The sequence below is a fragment of the Streptomyces sp. NPDC050549 genome (assembly GCF_040655035.1).
In the GTDB taxonomy this organism is placed as follows: domain Bacteria; phylum Actinomycetota; class Actinomycetes; order Streptomycetales; family Streptomycetaceae; genus Streptomyces.
Window position 1 is genome coordinate 175,913 of record NZ_JBFAJD010000014.1, and the last position, 17,738, is coordinate 193,650.

At 71.6% G+C, this 17,738-nt stretch carries 19 protein-coding genes; 10 read left to right on the forward strand and 9 right to left on the reverse strand.

Annotation, left to right across the window (positions count from 1 at the left end; all coding sequences use genetic code 11):
* Positions 1–17 precede the first annotated feature (17 nt).
* The 4 genes from AB0I51_RS22185 (at position 18) to AB0I51_RS22200 (ending at position 4,208) form a co-directional block, all read left to right on the forward strand.
* Positions 18–1,043, forward strand: a complete 1,026-nt coding sequence (locus tag AB0I51_RS22185) for a hypothetical protein (RefSeq protein ID WP_362977633.1) — start codon at positions 18–20, stop codon at positions 1,041–1,043.
* 172 nt (positions 1,044–1,215) lie between these two features.
* A complete protein-coding gene (locus tag AB0I51_RS22190) occupies positions 1,216–1,989 on the forward strand; it encodes a GNAT family N-acyltransferase (protein ID WP_362977635.1) in 774 nt (257 codons plus the stop codon).
* Positions 1,989–2,924, forward strand: coding sequence for a lysophospholipid acyltransferase family protein (locus AB0I51_RS22195; protein WP_362977637.1), 936 nt, complete (start codon positions 1,989–1,991; stop codon positions 2,922–2,924). The genes AB0I51_RS22190 and AB0I51_RS22195 overlap by 1 nt, the downstream gene beginning before the upstream one ends.
* 120 nt (positions 2,925–3,044) lie before the next feature.
* The gene (locus tag AB0I51_RS22200; protein WP_362977639.1) at positions 3,045–4,208 is read left to right on the forward strand and encodes an alanine--tRNA ligase-related protein; all 1,164 of its coding nucleotides are present in this window, start codon (positions 3,045–3,047) and stop codon (positions 4,206–4,208) included.
* A 48-nt stretch (positions 4,209–4,256) separates the two neighbouring features.
* Here the strand turns inward: AB0I51_RS22200 and AB0I51_RS22205 are convergent, their stop codons facing one another.
* Positions 4,257–6,608 (reverse strand): excinuclease ABC subunit UvrA, encoded by a 2,352-nt coding sequence (locus AB0I51_RS22205; protein WP_362977641.1) that lies wholly within the window; start codon positions 6,606–6,608, stop codon positions 4,257–4,259.
* Positions 6,609–6,783: 175 nt separating this feature from the next.
* Between AB0I51_RS22205 and AB0I51_RS22210 the strand changes: the two genes are divergently transcribed.
* Positions 6,784–7,806 (forward strand): alcohol dehydrogenase catalytic domain-containing protein, encoded by a 1,023-nt coding sequence (locus tag AB0I51_RS22210; protein ID WP_362977643.1) that lies wholly within the window; start codon positions 6,784–6,786, stop codon positions 7,804–7,806.
* Here the strand turns inward: AB0I51_RS22210 and AB0I51_RS22215 are convergent.
* A complete protein-coding gene (locus tag AB0I51_RS22215; protein ID WP_362977645.1) occupies positions 7,796–8,809 on the reverse strand; it encodes an LLM class flavin-dependent oxidoreductase in 1,014 nt (337 codons plus the stop codon). The two genes, AB0I51_RS22210 and AB0I51_RS22215, sit on opposite strands and share 11 nt — an antisense overlap.
* A 52-nt stretch (positions 8,810–8,861) precedes the next feature.
* Positions 8,862–9,284: a (2Fe-2S) ferredoxin domain-containing protein gene (locus tag AB0I51_RS22220; RefSeq protein ID WP_362977647.1), complete on the reverse strand. Its 423-nt coding sequence runs from the start codon at positions 9,282–9,284 to the stop codon at positions 8,862–8,864.
* A 68-nt stretch (positions 9,285–9,352) separates the two neighbouring features.
* On the opposite strand from AB0I51_RS22220, the gene AB0I51_RS22225 reads away from it, so the two are divergent.
* From AB0I51_RS22225 to AB0I51_RS22240, 4 genes are all read left to right on the forward strand, one after another.
* Positions 9,353–9,844 (forward strand): hypothetical protein, encoded by a 492-nt coding sequence (locus AB0I51_RS22225; RefSeq protein ID WP_362977649.1) that lies wholly within the window; start codon positions 9,353–9,355, stop codon positions 9,842–9,844.
* 85 nt (positions 9,845–9,929) lie between these two features.
* Positions 9,930–10,271, forward strand: a complete 342-nt coding sequence (locus AB0I51_RS22230; protein WP_362977651.1) for a metalloregulator ArsR/SmtB family transcription factor — start codon at positions 9,930–9,932, stop codon at positions 10,269–10,271.
* Positions 10,272–10,274: 3 nt separating this feature from the next.
* Positions 10,275–10,787 (forward strand): SRPBCC family protein, encoded by a 513-nt coding sequence (locus AB0I51_RS22235; RefSeq protein WP_362977653.1) that lies wholly within the window; start codon positions 10,275–10,277, stop codon positions 10,785–10,787.
* Positions 10,787–11,455 carry a dihydrofolate reductase family protein gene (locus AB0I51_RS22240; protein WP_362977655.1) on the forward strand — a complete coding sequence of 223 codons (669 nt, stop codon included), beginning with the start codon at positions 10,787–10,789 and terminating at the stop codon, positions 11,453–11,455. Before AB0I51_RS22235 ends, AB0I51_RS22240 begins: the two co-directional genes overlap by 1 nt.
* Positions 11,456–11,464: 9 nt before the next feature.
* Here the strand turns inward: AB0I51_RS22240 and AB0I51_RS22245 are convergent, their stop codons facing one another.
* The 5 genes from AB0I51_RS22245 to egtA form a co-directional block, all read right to left on the reverse strand.
* Positions 11,465–11,680, reverse strand: a complete 216-nt coding sequence (locus tag AB0I51_RS22245; protein ID WP_019068358.1) for a dodecin — start codon at positions 11,678–11,680, stop codon at positions 11,465–11,467.
* A gap of 93 nt (positions 11,681–11,773) precedes the next feature.
* Positions 11,774–12,736, reverse strand: a complete 963-nt coding sequence (gene egtD, locus AB0I51_RS22250) for an L-histidine N(alpha)-methyltransferase (RefSeq protein ID WP_362977657.1) — start codon at positions 12,734–12,736, stop codon at positions 11,774–11,776.
* A complete protein-coding gene (egtC, locus tag AB0I51_RS22255) occupies positions 12,733–13,506 on the reverse strand; it encodes an ergothioneine biosynthesis protein EgtC (protein WP_362977659.1) in 774 nt (257 codons plus the stop codon). Before egtC ends, egtD begins: the two co-directional genes overlap by 4 nt.
* Positions 13,506–14,837: an ergothioneine biosynthesis protein EgtB gene (gene egtB / locus AB0I51_RS22260; RefSeq protein WP_362977661.1), complete on the reverse strand. Its 1,332-nt coding sequence runs from the start codon at positions 14,835–14,837 to the stop codon at positions 13,506–13,508. The genes egtC and egtB overlap by 1 nt, the downstream gene beginning before the upstream one ends.
* Positions 14,834–16,138 carry an ergothioneine biosynthesis glutamate--cysteine ligase EgtA gene (egtA, locus tag AB0I51_RS22265; protein ID WP_362977663.1) on the reverse strand — a complete coding sequence of 435 codons (1,305 nt, stop codon included), beginning with the start codon at positions 16,136–16,138 and terminating at the stop codon, positions 14,834–14,836. The genes egtB and egtA overlap by 4 nt, the downstream gene beginning before the upstream one ends.
* 292 nt (positions 16,139–16,430) lie before the next feature.
* Between egtA and AB0I51_RS22270 the strand changes: the two genes are divergently transcribed.
* Complete coding sequence (locus AB0I51_RS22270; RefSeq protein ID WP_362977665.1) at positions 16,431–17,255, forward strand: TIGR02452 family protein; 825 nt, start codon at positions 16,431–16,433, stop codon at positions 17,253–17,255.
* Positions 17,256–17,259: 4 nt separating this feature from the next.
* On the opposite strand, the gene AB0I51_RS22275 is transcribed toward AB0I51_RS22270, so the two are convergent.
* Complete coding sequence (locus AB0I51_RS22275; protein ID WP_362977667.1) at positions 17,260–17,706, reverse strand: type II toxin-antitoxin system PemK/MazF family toxin; 447 nt, start codon at positions 17,704–17,706, stop codon at positions 17,260–17,262.
* Positions 17,707–17,738 lie beyond the last annotated feature (32 nt).

A 17,738-nucleotide genomic window follows, 5' to 3' on the forward strand; every position in this document is an offset into this window, starting at 1 on the left:
CTCGGTAGGCTGCCCACATGATCTTCACAGGCAAGGGGAGGGCACGGTTCCTCGACGCGGTGGTGGGCTTCGAGACCGCCGTGCGCCAGGGGGACGGCGAGCGTTCGCAGCAGGCGATGCAGGAGATACAGCGGCACTTCGAGCACGCGCGGGACGACGATCTCGCCCAGGTCGGCCCACGCCTCGCCGCACTGCTGCCGACGGTGCCGCCCGGGCCCCGCGCCCTGGTCGCCGTACTGGTCGGCGCCTGTGTCGAGCGGGGCGCGGACGCCGGCGCCTGCGCCCCGCACATCTTCGAGGGGCTGGCCGAAGTACTCGGTGTCGCCAAGGAGTTCTGCGCACGCTGGGCGGCGACCGGCGGCGGAGACTTGCCCGATCCCGACCCGGCCGCCCTCACCGAGGCCGCCCTCGAACGGGTCGGACAGGACGCCGCCGTCGGCTGGATCACCTTGCAGCAGTGGGAGATGGCCTCGGTGGCCATGCTCAACCGTCCGGCGGTGCGCACCACACTCCCGCCCGAGACCCGCCTCGGCCTCCTGAGCGCCCTGCACGAGATACGCGAGGCGTCCGGCGACGAATTCAAATGCCTGCACTACGCCCTCCTCGTCCTCGACGAAGAACCCCTCCTCGCCCTCCACCGCCCCACCGGCACCGGATATCTGCTCCGCATGACCGGCATCGGCGACAACTTCCAGCTGCACACGCTCCTCGCCGACGTCCTCGTCGGCGGCGGACACGTGCCGGGGGAGGCGCCCTCGGCGCAGGAGGCGGCCGTGTGCCGGGACGCCCCGGGGCAGGTGCCGACCACCGGGTCCTTCAACCTCGTTACCCCTGGCGGCGAATGGGTGTGGAACGAGGGAACTCCCGCCGACATCCCGGTCGTTGAAGGCGCGCGGGTGGTGGTCCTCGATCCGCCGCCGTACCGACGCGGCTGGCCCGCGGGCCGTTTCTTCCCCGGGATGGCCGGTGACCTGGTGCTGGAGCGGGTGCTCGGCGCCGACGAGGTCCAGGAGTGGCTGGGGCGGTGCGCCCCGCCGAAATGACCGGCACACCCTGAGGGCCCGGATGCGGGGACGCCGTTCAACAACCCCACATCCCTGCTCCGGGCACAGGTCACGCGCAGGACGCCCGGCATCGGAAGAACTGTTGCGACCGGACATACGGAACCGGCCAGCTTGTTCCTCCGCCGCACCCGGCCCGTGATCAGGGAGAGCCATGACCGGCGTTTCCACCCTCGACCGTCCCGCGCAGCCCGCCGCGCCGACCCGCTACACCGTCACGCTCGCCCGCGACGCGGACGAGGTGCGGGCCGCGCAGCGGCTGCGGCACGACGTCTTCGCCGGGGAGATGGGCGCACACCTGTCCAGCCCGCAGCCCGGCCTGGACGTGGACGCCTTCGACGCTTTCTGCGACCACCTCCTCGTCCGCGACACGGCCACCGGGCAGGTGGTCGGCACCTACCGGCTGCTGCCGCCGGAGCGCGCGGCGGTCGCCGGACGGCTCTACTCGGAGAGCGAGTTCGACCTCGCTCCCCTCGACCCGATCCGCCCGGGCCTCGTCGAGGTCGGCCGCTCCTGTGTCCACCCCGACCACCGCGACGGCACGGTCATCGGCCTCATCTGGGCCGGCATAGCCCGCTACATGGTGGACCGCGGCCACGAATGGCTCGCCGGCTGCTGCTCGATTCCGCTCGCCGACGGAGGCGCCCTCGCCGCCGGCACCTGGGACCGGGTCGGCGCCAAGCACCTCGCCCCCGAGGAGTTCCGGGTACGCCCCCTGCTGCCCTGGAGCCCGGACGGCGTCACCCGCCCCACCGACCGCGTCGAACTCCCGCCGCTGCTGCGCGGATACGTCCGCCTCGGCGCCTGGGTCTGCGGCGAGCCCGCCCACGACCCGGACTTCGGGGTCGCCGACCTGTACGTGCTGCTGTCGATGCGCCGGGTCAACCCGCGCTATCTGCGGCACTTCCTCTCGCTCGTCCCGGCCTGATGAGCGTCTGGCTGCCCAGCGCGCCCTGCACCCCCAGGACGTGCATCGGGTCGACGGGGTCCGTCACGGCCGTACCGCGCGCCGTGCTGAGATTCGTGGCCGTACTGGTCGTGGTGGCAGCCGGGGCCGCCCTCACCCCCATCGGCGGACGCGTCCCGGCCCGCGCGGTGCGCTGGTGGTGCCGGACGATCGTCCGCGCCGCCGGCATCCGGCTCCGTATCACCGGCAGCACCACGCCCACCGGCGGACTGCTGCTGGTCGCCAACCACATCTCGTGGCTGGACATCCCGCTGATGGCTGCCGTACGACCGGCCCGCATGCTGGCCAAGGCCGAGATCCGGCACTGGCCCGTCGCCGGGACACTCACTGCGGGCAGCGGCGCCCTGTTCATCGACCGCGACCGGCTGCGCGCCCTGCCCGAGACGGTCGCCTCCATCGCGGGCGCCCTGCGCGCCGGGGGAGCGGTCGCCGTCTTTCCCGAGGGCAGCACCTGGTGCGGCCTGGCCCAGGGACACTTCCGGCGGGCCGTCTTCCAGGCCGCGCTGGACGCCGGAGTTCCCGTCCAGCCGGTCGGCCTGCACTACCGGACCGACGGCGGTACGGCCAGCACGGCCCCCGCCTTCGTCGGCAGCGACTCGCTGCTCACCTCGGTGTGGCGGGTGGTGTCGACGCGCGGACTGGTCGCCGACGTCGAGGTGGGGGAGACCATAGCGCCCGGCAGCCACCCCGACCGCCGCTCCCTCGCCCACGCCGCGCAGAGCGGGGTGTCGGGCCGGGCCCACCACCCGGACCACTGCACCTCGGTGGCGCGGACCCCGGCGAAAATTCGCAGGACGACGCGGAGGCGTCCTGCTAGCGTCGCGGCCATGAGGATCATCAGGCACACCGGCACCGCGACCGCGCGAGCGACCAGCTCGCCGGCCGCCGACGCCTGACCTCACCCAACCTCTCCCGGCGGCCGGAAACGGACCGCCGGGACGTGTCGTTTCCAGCCTCTTCGCAGGTCCCCCCGCGGTTCCTTTCCGGTCCCCACCCGACCCGAAGGACCCACCGCCATGAACACCGACGACGTCGTCCGCACGTTCCTCGACTTCTACCGCGAGCGCGGACACGAGCCGATCACCGGCAGCACCCTCCTGCCGCCGCCGTCCGACCCGGTCCTGTTCACCACCTCCGGCATGCACCCGCTCACGCCGTACCTCCAGGGCCGCCCGCACCCCGATGGGCGGCGCCTGGTGAACGTCCAGCGCTGTCTGCGCACCACCGACCTCGACGAGGTCGGCGACCTCACCCACCTGACCGTGTTCGAGATGCTCGGCTCCTGGTCGCTGGGCGACTACGACCATCCGCAGAGCCTGCGCTGGGGTTACGAGCTGCTGCGGGACGGCTTCGGCATCCCGCGCGAGAAGCTGTACGTCACGGTGTTCGGCGGCGACGAACAGCTCGGCCCCGACCGCGAATCCCTGTGCACCTGGCGGGAGTTGGGCCTGCCCGTGGAGCCGACGCGGGACGAGAACTGGTGGTCCAACGGTCCGACCGGCCCGTGCGGCCCCGACTCGGAGATCTTCTTCTGGACCGGCGACGGCCCGCCGGAGGGGAGCCCGACCACCGACTCGCGCTGGATGGAGATCTGGAACCACGTGCACATGCGCTACGAACGCGGCGAGGACGGCGGGCTCGTACCGCTGCGGCAGGTCAACGTCGACACGGGCATGGGGCTGGAGCGGTTCGTCTCCGTCCTCCAGGGGTGCCGCTCGGTCCATGAGACGGATCTGTTCGAGCCGTGGATGCGGCTGGTTCCACCGCTGTGGGATCTGGACGAGCAGTCGGTGCGGGTGGTCTGCGACCATCTGCGGTCGAGCGTCGTGGTCCTCGGAGACGGGGTGCGGCCCTCCAACACCGGGCGGGGGTACGTCCTACGGCGGCTGGTGCGGCGGTTGCTCACGGTTCTGCGGCGCGATGATCCTTCGCGCACCCTGGGTGATCTGCCGGTGGACCTTGTCGAGCACACGCTTGACCATTTCCGGCAGTCGGTCGGTGTCGATGTTGTGCGGGGCGTGTTGATGGACGAGGAGCGGCGGTTCGGTCTGCTTCTGGAGCGGGGGCGGCGGGTGTTGTCGCGGCCGGAGTTTCGGGGGTCGCTGACTGAGGATGACTATCTCTATCTGCACGACACGCATGGGTTGCCGCGTGAGTTGGTGGCCGGGCTGAAGGGGTAGTCGTCCGGCTGCGGGTGTGTGGGGCCGGGCGCGCAGTTTCCCGCGCCCCTAAGACAAGGGCGTCTGTGCGAGGGCGTTTGCCAGGTAGGGGGCCGTCGTGCTCTCTGCTGCCCTCGATACCTTCCTCGGCGGGCCCGTTGCCACAACCCTGCCGCCGTCCTCCCCTCCACCTGGACCCATGTCGATCACCCAGTCCGCGCCCGCCACCACCGCCATGTCGTGTTCGACCACGACCACGGTGTGGCCCGCGTCGACCAGTCCGTGGAGTTGGCGTAGCACGACCTCGACGTCGGCCGGGTGGAGGCCGGTGGTCGGTTCGTCGAGGAGGTAGAGGGTGTGGGAGCGTCGGGTGCGCTGCAACTCGCTTGCCAGCTTGATGCGTTGGGCCTCCCCGCCGGAGAGTTCGGTGGCGGGCTGGCCCAGCCGCAGATAGCCGAGGCCGACGTCCAGGAGTGTGGTGAGGCTGCGGGCCACGGCCGGAATGTCCGTGTCCGCGAAGAAGTCGGCCGCGGCCTCCACCGTCAGGTCGAGGACCTGCGCGATGTTCCGTCCCCGGTAGGTCACCTGGAGGGTCTCGGGGTTGTAGCGGGCTCCGCCGCAGTCGGGGCAGGGCGCGTAGGTGCTCGGGAGGAAGAGCAGTTCGACGCTGACGAATCCCTCGCCCTGGCAGGTCTCGCAGCGCCCGCCCGGCACGTTGAAAGAGAACCGCCCTACGCCGTAACCCCGTTGCCGTGCCTCGTCGGTGGCGGCGAACACCTTGCGGACGACGTCGAAGAGGCCGGTGTAGGTGGCGAGGTTCGAGCGCGGGGTGCGGCCGATCGGTTTCTGATCGACCGACACCAGGCGTCCCACGCCCGGCAGTTCCTCGGTGATCTCGCCGATCAGCGTGGACTTTCCGGAGCCGGACACGCCGGTGACGGCGGTGAACACGCCCAGCGGGAACTCCGCGGTCACGTCCCGCAGGTTGTGCCGGGTGATCGGCCCCACCTTCAACTCGCCTCGCGGTGAACGGACGTCGAGAGCGGCTACGGGGGAGTGGTCGAAGAGGAAGCGGGCTGTCGCCGACTCCCTCACCTTCGCCAGCTCGGCCACCGGGCCGCTGTGCAGCACCCGCCCGCCGTGCTCGCCGGCCAGCGGACCCACGTCCACCAGCCAGTCGGCGGCACGCATCACGTCGAGGTGGTGCTCCACCACGAACACCGAGTTGCCCGCCGCCTTCAGTCGGTCCAGCACCGTGAGCAGGGCCTCGGTGTCGGCGGGGTGCAGTCCGGCGGACGGTTCGTCGAGGACGTAGACGACACCGAAGAGACCGGAGCGCAACTGCGTTGCCAGGCGCAGGCGTTGGAGTTCGCCGGCGGAGAGGGTGGGGGTCGCGCGGTCCAGGCTGAGGTAGCCGAGGCCGAGTTCGAGGACGGGGGCGATACGGGACGTGAGGTCCTCGGTGAGGACGCGTGCCGCCTCCGAGGTTCCGTCGAGCGTGCCCGCCAGTTCCGTGAGGGGGAGTGCCGCCAGGTCGGCGATTGTGCGGCCCGCGACGGTCACCGCCATGGACTCGGCGCGCAGTCTGCTGCCTCCGCAGACCGGGCAGGGGGAGCTGGTCAGGAAGCGTTCCGCCTTGGCCCGGAGCGTGGGGCTCTTCGTGTCCGCGAAGGTCTTCATGACGTAGCGGCGGACGCTCATGTACGTGCCCTGGTACGGGCGTTGGATACGGTCGGCGTCCCGGACCGGATGGACGGTGACCACCGGCTGCTCGTCCGTGAACAGGATCCACTCCCGCTGCTCGGCGGGCAGTTCGCGCCACGGCAGGTCCACGTCGTGGCCGAGGGTGTCGAGGATGTCGCGCAGGTTCTTGCCCTGCCAGGCGCCCGGCCAGGCGGCGATCGCGCCTTCGCGGATGGAGAGGGAGGGGTCGGGGACCAGGGACTCCTCGGTCGTGCGGTGCACCCGGCCGAGGCCGTGGCACTCGGGGCACGCGCCCGCCGGCGTATTGGGGGAGAAGGCGTCCGAGTCGAGGCGTTCGGCGCCGGGCGGGTAGTCGCCGGCGCGGGAGAACAGCATCCGGAGAGAGTTGGAGAGGTTGGTGACCGTGCCCACCGAGGAGCGGGAGGTGGGGGTCGATCGGCGCTGCTGGAGCGAGACGGCGGGCGGGAGTCCGGTGATCTCGCCGACCTTCGGGGCGCCGATCTGGTGGATCAGTCTGCGGGCGTACGGCGCGACCGACTCGAAGTATCGGCGCTGTGCCTCGGCGTAGATCGTGCCGAAGGCGAGGGACGACTTTCCGGAGCCGGAGACGCCCGTGAACACGGCCAGCACGTCCCGAGGGATGTCGACGTCGACGCCCTGGAGATTGTGCTCGCGGGCGCCGCGGACGCGGACGTAGGGGTCGTGGGGGCTGTGCATGACCTGGCGAGTCTATGCGACCTCGGCGGGTGACGCCCGCTGACCGGCGGGGATGCGGTGGTGTCCGTGCTGTGCCACGTTGGAAGACACGGAAAGCGGTCGCGCCGCACAGTCGCCTGCGCCCCACCGTCCGGCGCCCGGCCAGGCCGTAATCGCATCCCTCCGGGAGACAGGTATGAGCAGTTGTCGAGTCGCCCAAGTCGGTGCCGCCGGCGGTGAGTTCACGATTGTCGAGCGTGACGTGCAGCAGCCCGGCCCCGGCCATGTACGGATCGCCGTGGAGGCCTGCGGGATCTGCCACAGCGACACCTTCTTCGTCGACGCCGGAGTGCCCGGCGTGAGCTTCCCGCTCGTCACCGGGCACGAGATCGCCGGGCGGATCGACGCGCTCGGCGAGGGCACCTCGGACCGGGGCTGGCGGGTCGGCGACCGGGTGGCGGTCGGCTGGTTCGGCGGCAGCTGCGGCCACTGCACCCCTTGCCGGCAGGGCGACTTCATCGTCTGCGAGAACCTGAAGGTGCCCGGCTGGGCGTACGACGGCGGCTTCGCCGAGATGACGATCGCGCCCATCGACGCGCTCGCCAGGATCCCCGAGGGACTGTCGGCCAGTGCCGCCGCGCCCATGGGCTGCGCGGGTGTGACCACCTTCAACGGGCTGCGGCACAGTTCGGCGGGGCCGGGCGACCTGGTGGCCGTACTCGGACTCGGCGGTCTCGGTCACCTGGGTGTGCAGTACGCGGTCGCGATGGGATTCGAGACCGTGGCGATCGCGCGCGGCGCCGAAAAGGCCGACTTCGCCAAGCAGCTGGGCGCGCACCACTACGTCGACAGCACGGCGGACACGGAAGTCGCCGAGGCGCTGCGGGCGTTGGGCGGCGCGAAGGTGGTCCTGGCCACCGCGGGCAACGCCGACGCCGCCGCGGCGACGGTGGAGGGGCTGAGGCACCGCGGTGAACTGGTGGTCATCGGGGCGGACAACGCGCCGTTGGGGATCAGCCCGTTCCAACTGATCATGCCCGGCAAGGTGGTTCGGGGTCATCCGTCCGGCACCGCGCAGGACGTGCAGGACACGCTGGCCTTCAGCGTTCTGCACGGCATCCGCCCGATGGTGGAGACCGTGCCCCTGGACCAGGTCGGCGAGGCCTACGAGCGGATGCTGTCCGGGGCCGCGCGCTTCCGGATGGTGCTCACCCCGTGACCCCTGTGAGCGAGGCGACGCGGGCGAGCCGCCGGTAGGAGTCCAGCAGGGCTTCGCGGTCGTAGGTGCTGGTGGTGACGAGGACCTCGTCGGCCCCCGTCTCCTTCAGCACCGTCTCCAGCTCGTGGGCCACCTGTTCCTCGGTGCCCGCGAGCTGTCCGGTGAGCCCGGCCTCGTAGAAGCCGGACTCCTTGTCGGACATGGCCAGTTCCTCCACCCGCTCGGCGGGCGGCAGCGGCGGGAACGTGCCGTGGGTGCGTGAGTACGCCATCGACCAGGCCTCCGGGACGAGGAGCCGGCGGGCGGCCTCGGGGGTGGCGGCCACGGCGATCGTGCCCGAGACGACGACATACGGCTCGGTGGTCCAGGGGGAAGGGCGGAACCGGGCGCGGTAGTGGTCGATGCCGCGCCGCATCTTCTCCCGGTTGCGCAGGTCACCGATCACCATCGGCAGACCGGCCCGGGCCGCGATGTCGGCCCCCTCGCCCATCGCGAGCACGAACGGCGGGACGGCGAGACCCTCCGAGGGCCGTGCGTGCGCGCCGGTGGGGGAGGTGCCGCGGAACCAGCCGAGGAGTTCGTCGAGTTGTCCGGCGAAGTCGTCGGCGTCGTCCTTGTCGCGGCCCAGAGCCTTGCGCACGCCGTCGGTGAAGCCGACCGAGCGGCCCAGGCCCATGTCGATCCGGCCCGGGAACAGTGACTCCAGCACCCCGAACTGCTCGGCCACGACCAGGGGTTGGTGGTTGGGCAGCATCACCCCGCCCGTCCCGACGCGGATGGTCCGGGTGGCCGAGGCGACGGCGGCGGCCAGCACGGTCGGCGCGGAACCGGCGACTCCGGGCACACCGTGGTGCTCCGACACCCAGAACCGGTGATAACCCAGCCCCTCGACCTCTCGCGCCAGCTCCACGGTGTCGCGCAGTGCCTCGGCGGGCGCGTGCCCCTCGCGGGTGCGGGAGCGGTCGAGCACGGAGAAAGGGGTCGCGGCGATCAAGGAGCTCACATGGGGTTCAACGTCCGCGAGGCGCTGGCATTCCCCGAGTCGTTCGGAGCCCTTACCGCCGGGACCGGACGCGGGCGTCCCGTGGCGGGGCGATGAACTGCAGCTCCAGCGTGACGGGCGGCTCCGCGAGCCCTGGTCCGCCCGCCGCCGCCCACTGCAGCACTTCCTCCGTGCAGTCGTCGTCCATCGCGAATCCGACCCAGGTCGGCCGCCCGCCGGCCCGCCGTCCCGCGGCCGACGGCTGCACCACGATCACGTTGGCCTGGTCGCACGGGCCGAGACAGTCCGTCGTACGCACCGCGAAACCGTGCTCGGCCGCACCGGACCGCAGCCGTTCCAACTGCCAGCCGTGGTCCGTGCCCGGGTGCTTGCGCGGGTCGCCGCAGCAGCAGCCCCGGCAGACGACCAGGGTGCAGGGCCGTTCTCGGGCGGCGCCCATGAGGAACGTACGGGGAGCGGGAGTTACGGCAGACATACGAGAAGCATGAGGCCACGGCCTCGGGCGGCCGTCGCCGGGGTGCGGGGGCTGTCTAAGGTGGCCCGGTGACAGCTGACAGCAGGCGGCCCCTCGCCGTGTTCGACCTCGACAACACCCTCGCCGACACGGCCCACCGGCAGCGGTTCCTGGAGCACAAACCGCGCGACTGGGACGGCTTCTTCGGCGCCGCGTCACAGGACCCGCCGTTGGCGGAGGGCGTCGCGCTCGCGCTGGAGTGTGCCGAGGAGTGCGAGGTCGTCTATCTGACCGGGCGGCCCGAGCGTTGCCGGCGCGACACGCTCGACTGGCTCGACGCGCAGGGGCTGCCCGAGGGACGGGTGTTCATGCGGCGCAACGACGACCGCAGGCCCGCCCGCCGCACCAAGCTGGAGATCCTCAGGCGGCTCGCCAGGGACCGGGACATCCGGGTTCTCGTGGACGACGACGAGCTGGTCTGCGACGACGCCGAGCGGGCCGGGTTCAGGGTCGTACGGGCCCGCTGGACCGCTCCCTCCGCCGCGCTGGAGGCGGCACAGGAGGGGGAGGGCCGGACCTGAGCGGGCCGGACCCGCGTCATCCGACAGGACGTGCTCGGATCCCGCCAGGCTTGACGCATTCCCATATCGGCATACGATGGCTGCCATGGCACGAGCAGCGACGACGTCGGATGTCTTCAACGCGATCGCCGAGCCGCAGCGCAGGGAGATCCTGGTACTGCTGCGGGCGGGCGAGCGACCGGTGACCGAGCTGGCGCACCGGCTGGGGATGAGCCAGCCGGGGGCGTCCAAGCATCTGCGGGTGCTCCGGGAGGTAGGGCTGGTGAAGGTCCGCGAGGCGGGCAAACAGCGCCTGTACGGCCTGGACGCCCGCGGGCTGCGGCCTGTCCACGAGTGGGCCGGCGGATTCGAGCGGTTCTGGAACGAGAGTTTCGACCGGCTGGACAGCTATGTGCAGGACCTCAAGCAGGCACGGCAGGAGGAATGACCGATGGCAGGGACAAAGCAGGAGACGGGGGCGGGGGCGGAGTCGGCTACGGCCGACCGGGAGATCGTGATCTCCCGGGTCGTCGACGCCCCGCGGGAGCTGGTGTTCGAGGCGTTCACCGAGGTCCGGCATCTGTCGCGGTGGTGGGGCCCCGACGGGTTCACCACCAGCACGCGGTCCTTCGAGTTCCGTGAGGGCGGGGAGTGGGTCTTCGTGCTGCACGGGCCGGACGGGACCGACTACTCCGAGTGGATCCGCTGGACGGGGATCGTCCCGCCGGAGCGGATCGAGCTGCTGCACGGTGAGACCCGCGACGACCCGAACGCCTTCGAGTCGGTCCTGACCCTCGCGCCGGACGGCGCGGCGACCCGGATCGTCATGCGCACGGTGTTCCCCACCAAGGAACTGCGCGACGAGGCGGCCGAGAAGTACCACGCGATCGAGGGCGGCGAGCAGACCCTGGGCAGCCTGGCGGCCTACGTCACCGACCTCGCGCCGAAGGGGGCCGAGGGCTGATGGCCGGGAAGGTGTTCTTCAGCGTGTCGATGTCGCTGGACGGCTTCGTCGCACCCGAGCCCGTGCCCGACCAGGACACGCTCTTCGCGCCCGGGAGACGGGACGACCCGGACGTACGGCGCTGGCTGGCGCAGTGGACGGAGCTGCAGCAGTGGGTGTTCCCACTGCGGTTCTTCCGGGAGAACCTGAAACTGGGCGAGGGCGGCGAGGAGGGCCCCGACAACGACATGGCGCGTGAGACGTTCGAGCGGACCGGCGCGAGCGTCATGGGCAGGCGCATGTTCGACCTCGGCGAGCGGTCCTGGCCGGAGGAGGCGCCCTTCCATACCCCGGTCTTCGTCGTGACCCACACCAGGCGCGACCCGTGGGAGCGGCCCGGCGGCACCACGTTCCACTTCGTCGACGACGGCATCGAGCACGCCCTCGACCAGGCCCGCGAGGCCGCCGGGGACCGCGACGTCCGTATCGCCGGCGGCGGCGCGACGATCCTGGAGTACCTGAACGCGGGCCTGGTCGACGAGTTCTCGGTCACGCTGTCACCGGTGCTCTTCGGTACCGGCACCCGCCTGTTCGACGGCGTGGACGCTTCCAGGATCGCGCTGGAGCCGCTTCGTTCGCAGTCGTCGTCGCGGGTGACGCACCTGACCTACGCGGTGCGCCCACGGTAGCGCCGGCGGTCAGTCCTCGTCCTCGATGCGGAAGCCGACCTTCAGGCCGACCTGGTAGTGCTCGATCTGCCCGTTCTCGATCTGGCCCCTGACCTGTGTCACCTCGAACCAGTCGAGGCTGCGCAGGGTCTGCGCGGCGCGGGCGACGCCGTTGCGGATGGCCTGGTCGATGCCCTCGTGAGAGGTGCCGACGATCTCGGTGACCCGGTACGTGTGGTTGGACATGCGGGTACTCCTCTCGGCCGTGACGGGCGCGTCACGCGTCACTCCACCGTGCCCCAAGGTGCGGCGGTACGCGAGACGGCCCGTCACCCGATGTCAGCGGACCACGCTCAGTGACAGCGCGAAGCGGCCCTCCCGGTCGGTCCACCAGTGGGCCAACTCCAGCCCGGCCGCAGCCAGTTCGCTCCGCACGCCCATCCTGCGGAACTTCGCCGAGATCTCGGTGCGCAGTTCCTCGCCGGCCGCGAAGTCGACGGCGAGATCGAGTGCCGGGATCTTCACGGTCTGGTCCGCGCGGGACCGCAGCCGCATCTCGATCCACTCGTTGCCGGCGTCCCAGAGGGCCACGTGGTCGAAGGCGGCGGCGTCGAAGTCGGCGCCCAGTTCGCGGTCGACCACGGTCAGGACGTTCTTGTTGAACGCGGCCGTCACCCCCGCCGCGTCGTCGTACGCCCTGACCAGGACCTGTTCGTCCTTGACCAGGTCCGTGCCGAGCAGCAGCGCGTCGCCGGGTGAGAGCAGCGCGCGGAGACCGGCGAAGAACGTGGCGCGTTCGGCAGGCAGCAGGTTGCCGATCGTGCCGCCCAGGAACGCCAGCAGGCGCGGTCCCGGTGTCTCCGGGAGCGTCATCGCGCCGGTGAAGTCGGCGATCAGGGCATGCACGTCGAGACCCGGCCGCTCCGCGACGAGGGCGTGCCCGGCCTGGGTGAGCGCGCTCTCGCTGACGTCGACGGGGACGTACAGGGCGAGGTCGGTGAACGAGTCGAGGAGGTGACGCGTCTTGTCCGAGGAGCCGGAGCCCAGCTCGACGAGCGTCCGCGCGCCGGTCGCGGCGGCGATCTCGCCGGCCCGGTCGACGAGGATCTCCCGTTCCGCGCGGGTCGGGTAGTACTCGGGCAACTCGGTGATCTGCTCGAAGAGTTCACTGCCGTGGGCGTCGTAGAACCACTTCGGCGGGAGGGTCTTCGGGGTGCGGGTGAGGCCGTGCAGGACGTCGGCTCGCAGGGCCGCGTCGGTGGCGTCCTCGGGCAGGGTGCGGGTGAGAAGGAACGGACTCACGTGCTGGGCTCCTTCGGTGATGCGAGGTCTTTCAGGGGGGTGAGGAGGACATCGGCGCGGGTCGCGGTGAGCAGAGTGCGGTCGGGGACCTCCTGCCAGTGCGGGTCGTCGTCGTAGGGCTCGGAGGCCACGACCGTGCGGCGGCCGGGCTCCGAGAGGTACCAGAGGGTGTCGCCCCAAGCGGTCGCGGCGATCGACTCGCTGTTGGTGACAAGGAGGTTGAGCCGGGAGCCGGGGGCGGCATGGGCAACCTCCAGCACCGTGTCGGCCAGTGCCTGGCCCTGCTCGTCGCCCGCCCGCAGCCGGCCGAGGACCAGCGCCCAGACGAGCGCCGAGTCGCAGCGGGCCTCAAGGGACAACAGGTCGACCGGCGGCAGCCGTTGAGCCAGTGCGGCGAGCGTCTGGGGCCAGCCTGTGACGGCCCCGTTGTGGCTGAACAGCCAGGGGCCCGCGGCGAACGGCGCCGCCGCGGCCTCCCCGTCCGCGCCCGCGAACGTCGCGTCCCGTACGGCGGCCAGCAGTGCTCCCGAGCGGACCACGCGGGCCAGGTCGGCGAAGGACTGGTCGCCCCAGATGGGTACGGCCCGCCGGTAGCGGCCCGGCACCGGGTCGCCCTCGGTGTACCAACCCACCCCGAAACCATCGGCGTTGACCGTCCCGTGCCGCTGCCGTCGTGGCTCCCAGGACTGGCGGTACAGGCTGTGCTCCGGTTCCACGAGGAGCCGGCCGAGCGGCTCCTCGGGTCCCAGGTAGGCCAGATGACGGCACATCAGACGGCCCCCGAGCGGGCGGTGCGGAAACCGGAGAAGATCTGCCGCCGGATCGGATAGTCCCAGTTGCGGAACGTGCCCCGGCAGGCCACCTCGTCCACGGCGAACGAACCGCCCCGCAGCACCTTGTACTCGGGGCCGAAGAACACCTCCGAGTACTCCTTGTACGGGAACGCCCTGAACCCCGGGTAGGGCAGGAAGTCGCTCGACGTCCACTCCCACACGTCACCGATCAACTGGCGGACGCCGAGGGGTGATTCGCCGTCCGGATAGCTGCCCGCGGGGGCCGGGCGGAGGTGCCGTTGACCGAGGTTGGCGTGTTGCGGGGCCGGGTCGGCGTCGCCCCACGGATAGCGCATCGAGCGGTCGTTCGTCGGGTCGTGGCGGGCCGCCTTCTCCCACTCGGCCTCGGTGGGCAGCCGGCGTCCGGCCCAGCGGGCGTAGGCGTCGGCCTCGTACCAGCACACGTGCACCACCGGCTCGTCGTGCGGCACGGCCTCGGTGACACCGAACCTGCGGCGCAGCCACTGGCCCGCGTCCTGGCGCCAGAACAGCGGCGCCACGACGGAGTTGCGGCGGATGTGCGCCCAGCCCTCCCTCGTCCACCAGCGTGGGTCGTCGTAGCCGCCGTCCTCGATGAACGCCAGATACGCGCCGTTCGTCACCGGGGTCGTGTCGATGTAGAAGGGGGCCACCTCGCGCCGGTGCGCGGGCTTCTCGTTGTCCAGGGCCCACGGCTCGCTGGATGTGCCCATGATGAACGGGCCTCCGGGGACAAGGACTTCGGCCGGGCCGGTGAACAGCGGTACCGGTTCCGGATCCGGAGCCGTCAACGCCTGTGGTCCCGTGCGGAGCTGATGGGTGATCAACATCGTTTCGTCGTGCTGCTGTTCGTGCTGGGCGACCATTCCGAAGGCGAAGCCCGCCTCCGTCAGCCGCGACCCGCGGAACGCCGAATCAGCGAGTACGTCCGTCACCCGGCCGCGCACCTCGGCCGCGTACTGCCGGGCCTCCGCGGGCGGCAGCAACGGCAGCGAGGGGCGTTCGGAGCGCGGGTGCTCGAACGCGTCGTAGAGGCCGTCGATCTCGGGCCGCATCGCGTCCCGGCCTCCGACGGCACGCAGCAGCCACAGCTCCTCCTGGTTGCCGATGTGCGCGAGGTCCCAGACCAGCGGGGACATCAACGGCGAGTGCTGGGCGGTGAGTTCGGGCTCGTCCACGCAGCTCGTCAGGAGCGTGGTGCGGTCCCGGGCCGTGGTGAGGGTGGTCAGCGCCCGTTCCCTGAGCGCCTCGATATCGATGTCATCAACGGTGGTGTCGGCGTCGGTCATGTGCGGATGTCCTTCCCGTGCGGGCGGCTGTCCGTGCCACGCACGCGGTCGAGCAGATCGTCGGCGGGGCAGCGGCCCCGGATGACATAGCGGTCGAAGTACGCGCGGACGGCGTCCGTGACCCCGGCGCTCGCGCCCAGCCGGGGCAGCGCCTCCAGGGCCGCCGCGAAGCAGACGAGCGCCACCTCGTGCAGCTCCGGGTCGGACAGCCCGTAGCGGGCCGCGTCGATCCACAGCGGATTGTGCGGCGCGGGCAGCCCCAGGGACCGTTCGGCCAGCGGTTTCACGGCCCGGTACGCCGTCTCGGCGGCCTCAGGGTCGTCGAACAGCGCCGTCGTCACGGCCAGCGGCACGATCCAGCCGTCGTCCCCGGGCTGCGCGTCGATCATGCGCAGTTCGAGATGGCCACGTGGTCTGACCGGCGGGAACAGGGTCGTGAGGTGATAGTCGAGGTCGTCACGGGTCGGGGGCGTCGAAGACCGGGTCCACTCGCGGAACGTGAGCCCCTCGGGCACGTCCCAGGGACCGTCCTCGCGCCGGACGCACATCACCGGCGAGTCGAGGACGTGCTCCGCCCAGGCGCCGCGCGGCTCCGCGTCCAGCGGTGGCGCGCCCGCCCGGCCGGGGCCGATCTCCATCCAGATCAGCTGCCGGGAGGAACGCCAGCCCGTGGGGCTGCGGCCGACCAGCGGGGAGTTGGCGAACGCGGCCACCAGCACCGCGCCCAGCTGGTGCGCCAGCCACCAGCGCCGCCCGTGGCCGAGCGGCCCCGGCTCCTCGTAGCCCGCGTCCAGACACACCTGTACGGACGCCGAGGTGCACATCATGCGGCGGCCGGCGGGGCCGGTGCGGTCGAGGCAGCGTTCCATCGCGTCGTAGCGCGGCTCGTGCAGGAACCGGCGCGGCGGGTGCCAGGGATCGTGGCCGACGCCGACCAGCCCAAGGTTGTCGCGGGCCAGCACCGCGCGGACGGTGTCGAGGTCTTCGGAGACGGAACCGATGCACTCCATCAGGGAGGCGGCGGGCGACGAGCTCAGTTCCAGCTGGCCGCCGGGCTCGACGGTGAGCGCCGACCTCAGGTGCACGGACTTCAGTGCGGCATAGGCCGCTTCGAGCCGTTCGGGTGTCACGGGGAGCTGCGGCAGCCGCAGCTCGTGGACGAGCCATTCCACTTCGACCCCGAGGGTTCGGGGCGGACCGGTCTTGAAGCAGATGCCCCTGACCAGGGCTTCCACCTCGGGTTCGGTGACCGCGGTACGGGGCTCCGTACAGTCGCTGCAGTCACTTGCCGTATCGGACATGTCGGGATCCTCCTGAGATTCCACCATGTCGCCGGCCCGGTTTCGGTTGGGCCCGGGCCGGCACACTCGTCCCACCCAAGACCCTCGCGGCTAGTCGCACAAGGGTGCGTATTGCCGTGTTCGGGATCGGTAATCTCCGGTTCGCCGGCCGTTCGCGAAGCCCGGAAACTCCGTTGCACCGCACGACCAGCATCGCTCACGATGCAGGTATGAGCACGACGGGGGAGATCACGGGGGAGATCGCGGGGGAGATCGCGGGGCGCGCTCTCATGGCGTACACGGGGGTTATGCCATGAGCGCGCGCCTGCGCGGCATCGCGCAGCAGACCGAGCAGATCGTGGCGGCCGGGGGGTACCGCACGGCGGACGGGCGCGAGGTGTCCATCGCGGACGGGATCGAAGCGGCCCGCGTGGGCACCCGCCTGCACGGACCGGAGCCGGTGCGCATACCGGCCTTCTCGCCGGTGGACACGTTCATCGAGGTCACGGGCGAGAGCAGCCTGGAGGCGGCCCGCCGGCTCACCGGCCCCGTCGCCGTGCTGAACTTCGCCTCGGCCCGCAATCCCGGCGGTGGTTTCCTCAACGGCGCGCAGGCCCAGGAAGAGGCACTCTGCCGCGCCTCCGCGCTGTACGCCTGCCTGCTCGAGGCCCGCGGCTTCTACGACCACCACCGCGCCCACCGCGACCCGTTCTACACGGACCGGGTCATCCACTCACCGGCCGTCCCCGTCTTCCGCGACGACAAGGGCCGCCTCCTGGACGAGCCGTACACCGCGGGCTTCCTGACCGCCGCCGCGCCGAACGCCGGGGTCGTCCTGCGTACGGCACCCGAGCGCGCGGCCGAACTGCCGGGCGCCGTCGCCGTACGCGCGGAGCGGGTTCTGGAGACGGCGCTCGCGCACGGTTACCGCCGACTGGTCCTGGGGGCCTGGGGCTGCGGGGTGTTCCAGAACGACCCGGCACAGGTCGCGGGCGCCTTCCACACGCTGCTCGGGCCGGGCGGACGGTTCGCCGCAGCCTTCGAGCACGTGGTGTTCGGCGTCCTGGACCGCACACCGGGTGCCACGGTCCGGGACGCGTTCGTAAGCGCCTTTCCGGAGCGCCAGCTCCAGAAGTAGCCGCTCAGGTCCAGCCGTAGCGTTCGTGCAGCCGGTGGCGGACCAGGTTGAAGCGCATCTGGTCGATCGCGCAGGCCTCCCGGCGCATGCCGTCCTCGTGCAGGCGCAGGACGCGGTCCACGTCGACCCAGGAGTCGCGGCCCGACTTGTCCCACGGGCCGCTGCCGATCGCCACCCACTCGCGGTCGCCGTCGTGGCGCTTGCTGGAGAGCTGCACGGCGAGCAGGGTCCCGCCGGGCTCACGGGCCACGACGAGCACCGGGCGGTCCTTGCCCCGGCCGTCGTTCTCCTCGAACGGCACCCAGGTCCAGACGATCTCACCGGGGTCCGGGTCCCCGTCGTGCGCGGGGGAGTACTCGGTACGCACCCTGCCGACCTCGCGCGGGTCGGCCTCGGTGGTGGCGGAGGGGCCGAAGCGGCCCGGGACGTTCTCATCGGTAAACGCGGTCACGGGGGGCACCTTAGAGGGTGTCCCCCGTGCTC

Excerpts from the sequence above, each read along its gene's own strand:
- AB0I51_RS22185 (WP_362977633.1), top strand. The coding sequence starts at position 18 with ATGATCTTCACAGGCAAGGGGAGGGCACGGTTCCTCGACGCGGTGGTG.
- AB0I51_RS22190 (WP_362977635.1), top strand. The coding sequence starts at position 1,216 with ATGACCGGCGTTTCCACCCTCGACCGTCCCGCGCAGCCCGCCGCGCCG.
- AB0I51_RS22195 (WP_362977637.1), top strand. The coding sequence starts at position 1,989 with ATGAGCGTCTGGCTGCCCAGCGCGCCCTGCACCCCCAGGACGTGCATC.
- AB0I51_RS22200 (WP_362977639.1), top strand. The coding sequence starts at position 3,045 with ATGAACACCGACGACGTCGTCCGCACGTTCCTCGACTTCTACCGCGAG.
- AB0I51_RS22205 (WP_362977641.1), bottom strand. The coding sequence starts at position 6,608 with ATGCACAGCCCCCACGACCCCTACGTCCGCGTCCGCGGCGCCCGCGAG.
- AB0I51_RS22210 (WP_362977643.1), top strand. The coding sequence starts at position 6,784 with ATGAGCAGTTGTCGAGTCGCCCAAGTCGGTGCCGCCGGCGGTGAGTTC.
- AB0I51_RS22220 (WP_362977647.1), bottom strand. The coding sequence starts at position 9,284 with ATGTCTGCCGTAACTCCCGCTCCCCGTACGTTCCTCATGGGCGCCGCC.
- AB0I51_RS22230 (WP_362977651.1), top strand. The coding sequence starts at position 9,930 with ATGGCACGAGCAGCGACGACGTCGGATGTCTTCAACGCGATCGCCGAG.
- AB0I51_RS22235 (WP_362977653.1), top strand. The coding sequence starts at position 10,275 with ATGGCAGGGACAAAGCAGGAGACGGGGGCGGGGGCGGAGTCGGCTACG.
- AB0I51_RS22240 (WP_362977655.1), top strand. The coding sequence starts at position 10,787 with ATGGCCGGGAAGGTGTTCTTCAGCGTGTCGATGTCGCTGGACGGCTTC.
- AB0I51_RS22245 (WP_019068358.1), bottom strand. The coding sequence starts at position 11,680 with ATGTCCAACCACACGTACCGGGTCACCGAGATCGTCGGCACCTCTCAC.
- egtC (WP_362977659.1), bottom strand. The coding sequence starts at position 13,506 with ATGTGCCGTCATCTGGCCTACCTGGGACCCGAGGAGCCGCTCGGCCGG.
- egtB (WP_362977661.1), bottom strand. The coding sequence starts at position 14,837 with ATGACCGACGCCGACACCACCGTTGATGACATCGATATCGAGGCGCTC.
- egtA (WP_362977663.1), bottom strand. The coding sequence starts at position 16,138 with ATGTCCGATACGGCAAGTGACTGCAGCGACTGTACGGAGCCCCGTACC.
- AB0I51_RS22270 (WP_362977665.1), top strand. The coding sequence starts at position 16,431 with ATGAGCGCGCGCCTGCGCGGCATCGCGCAGCAGACCGAGCAGATCGTG.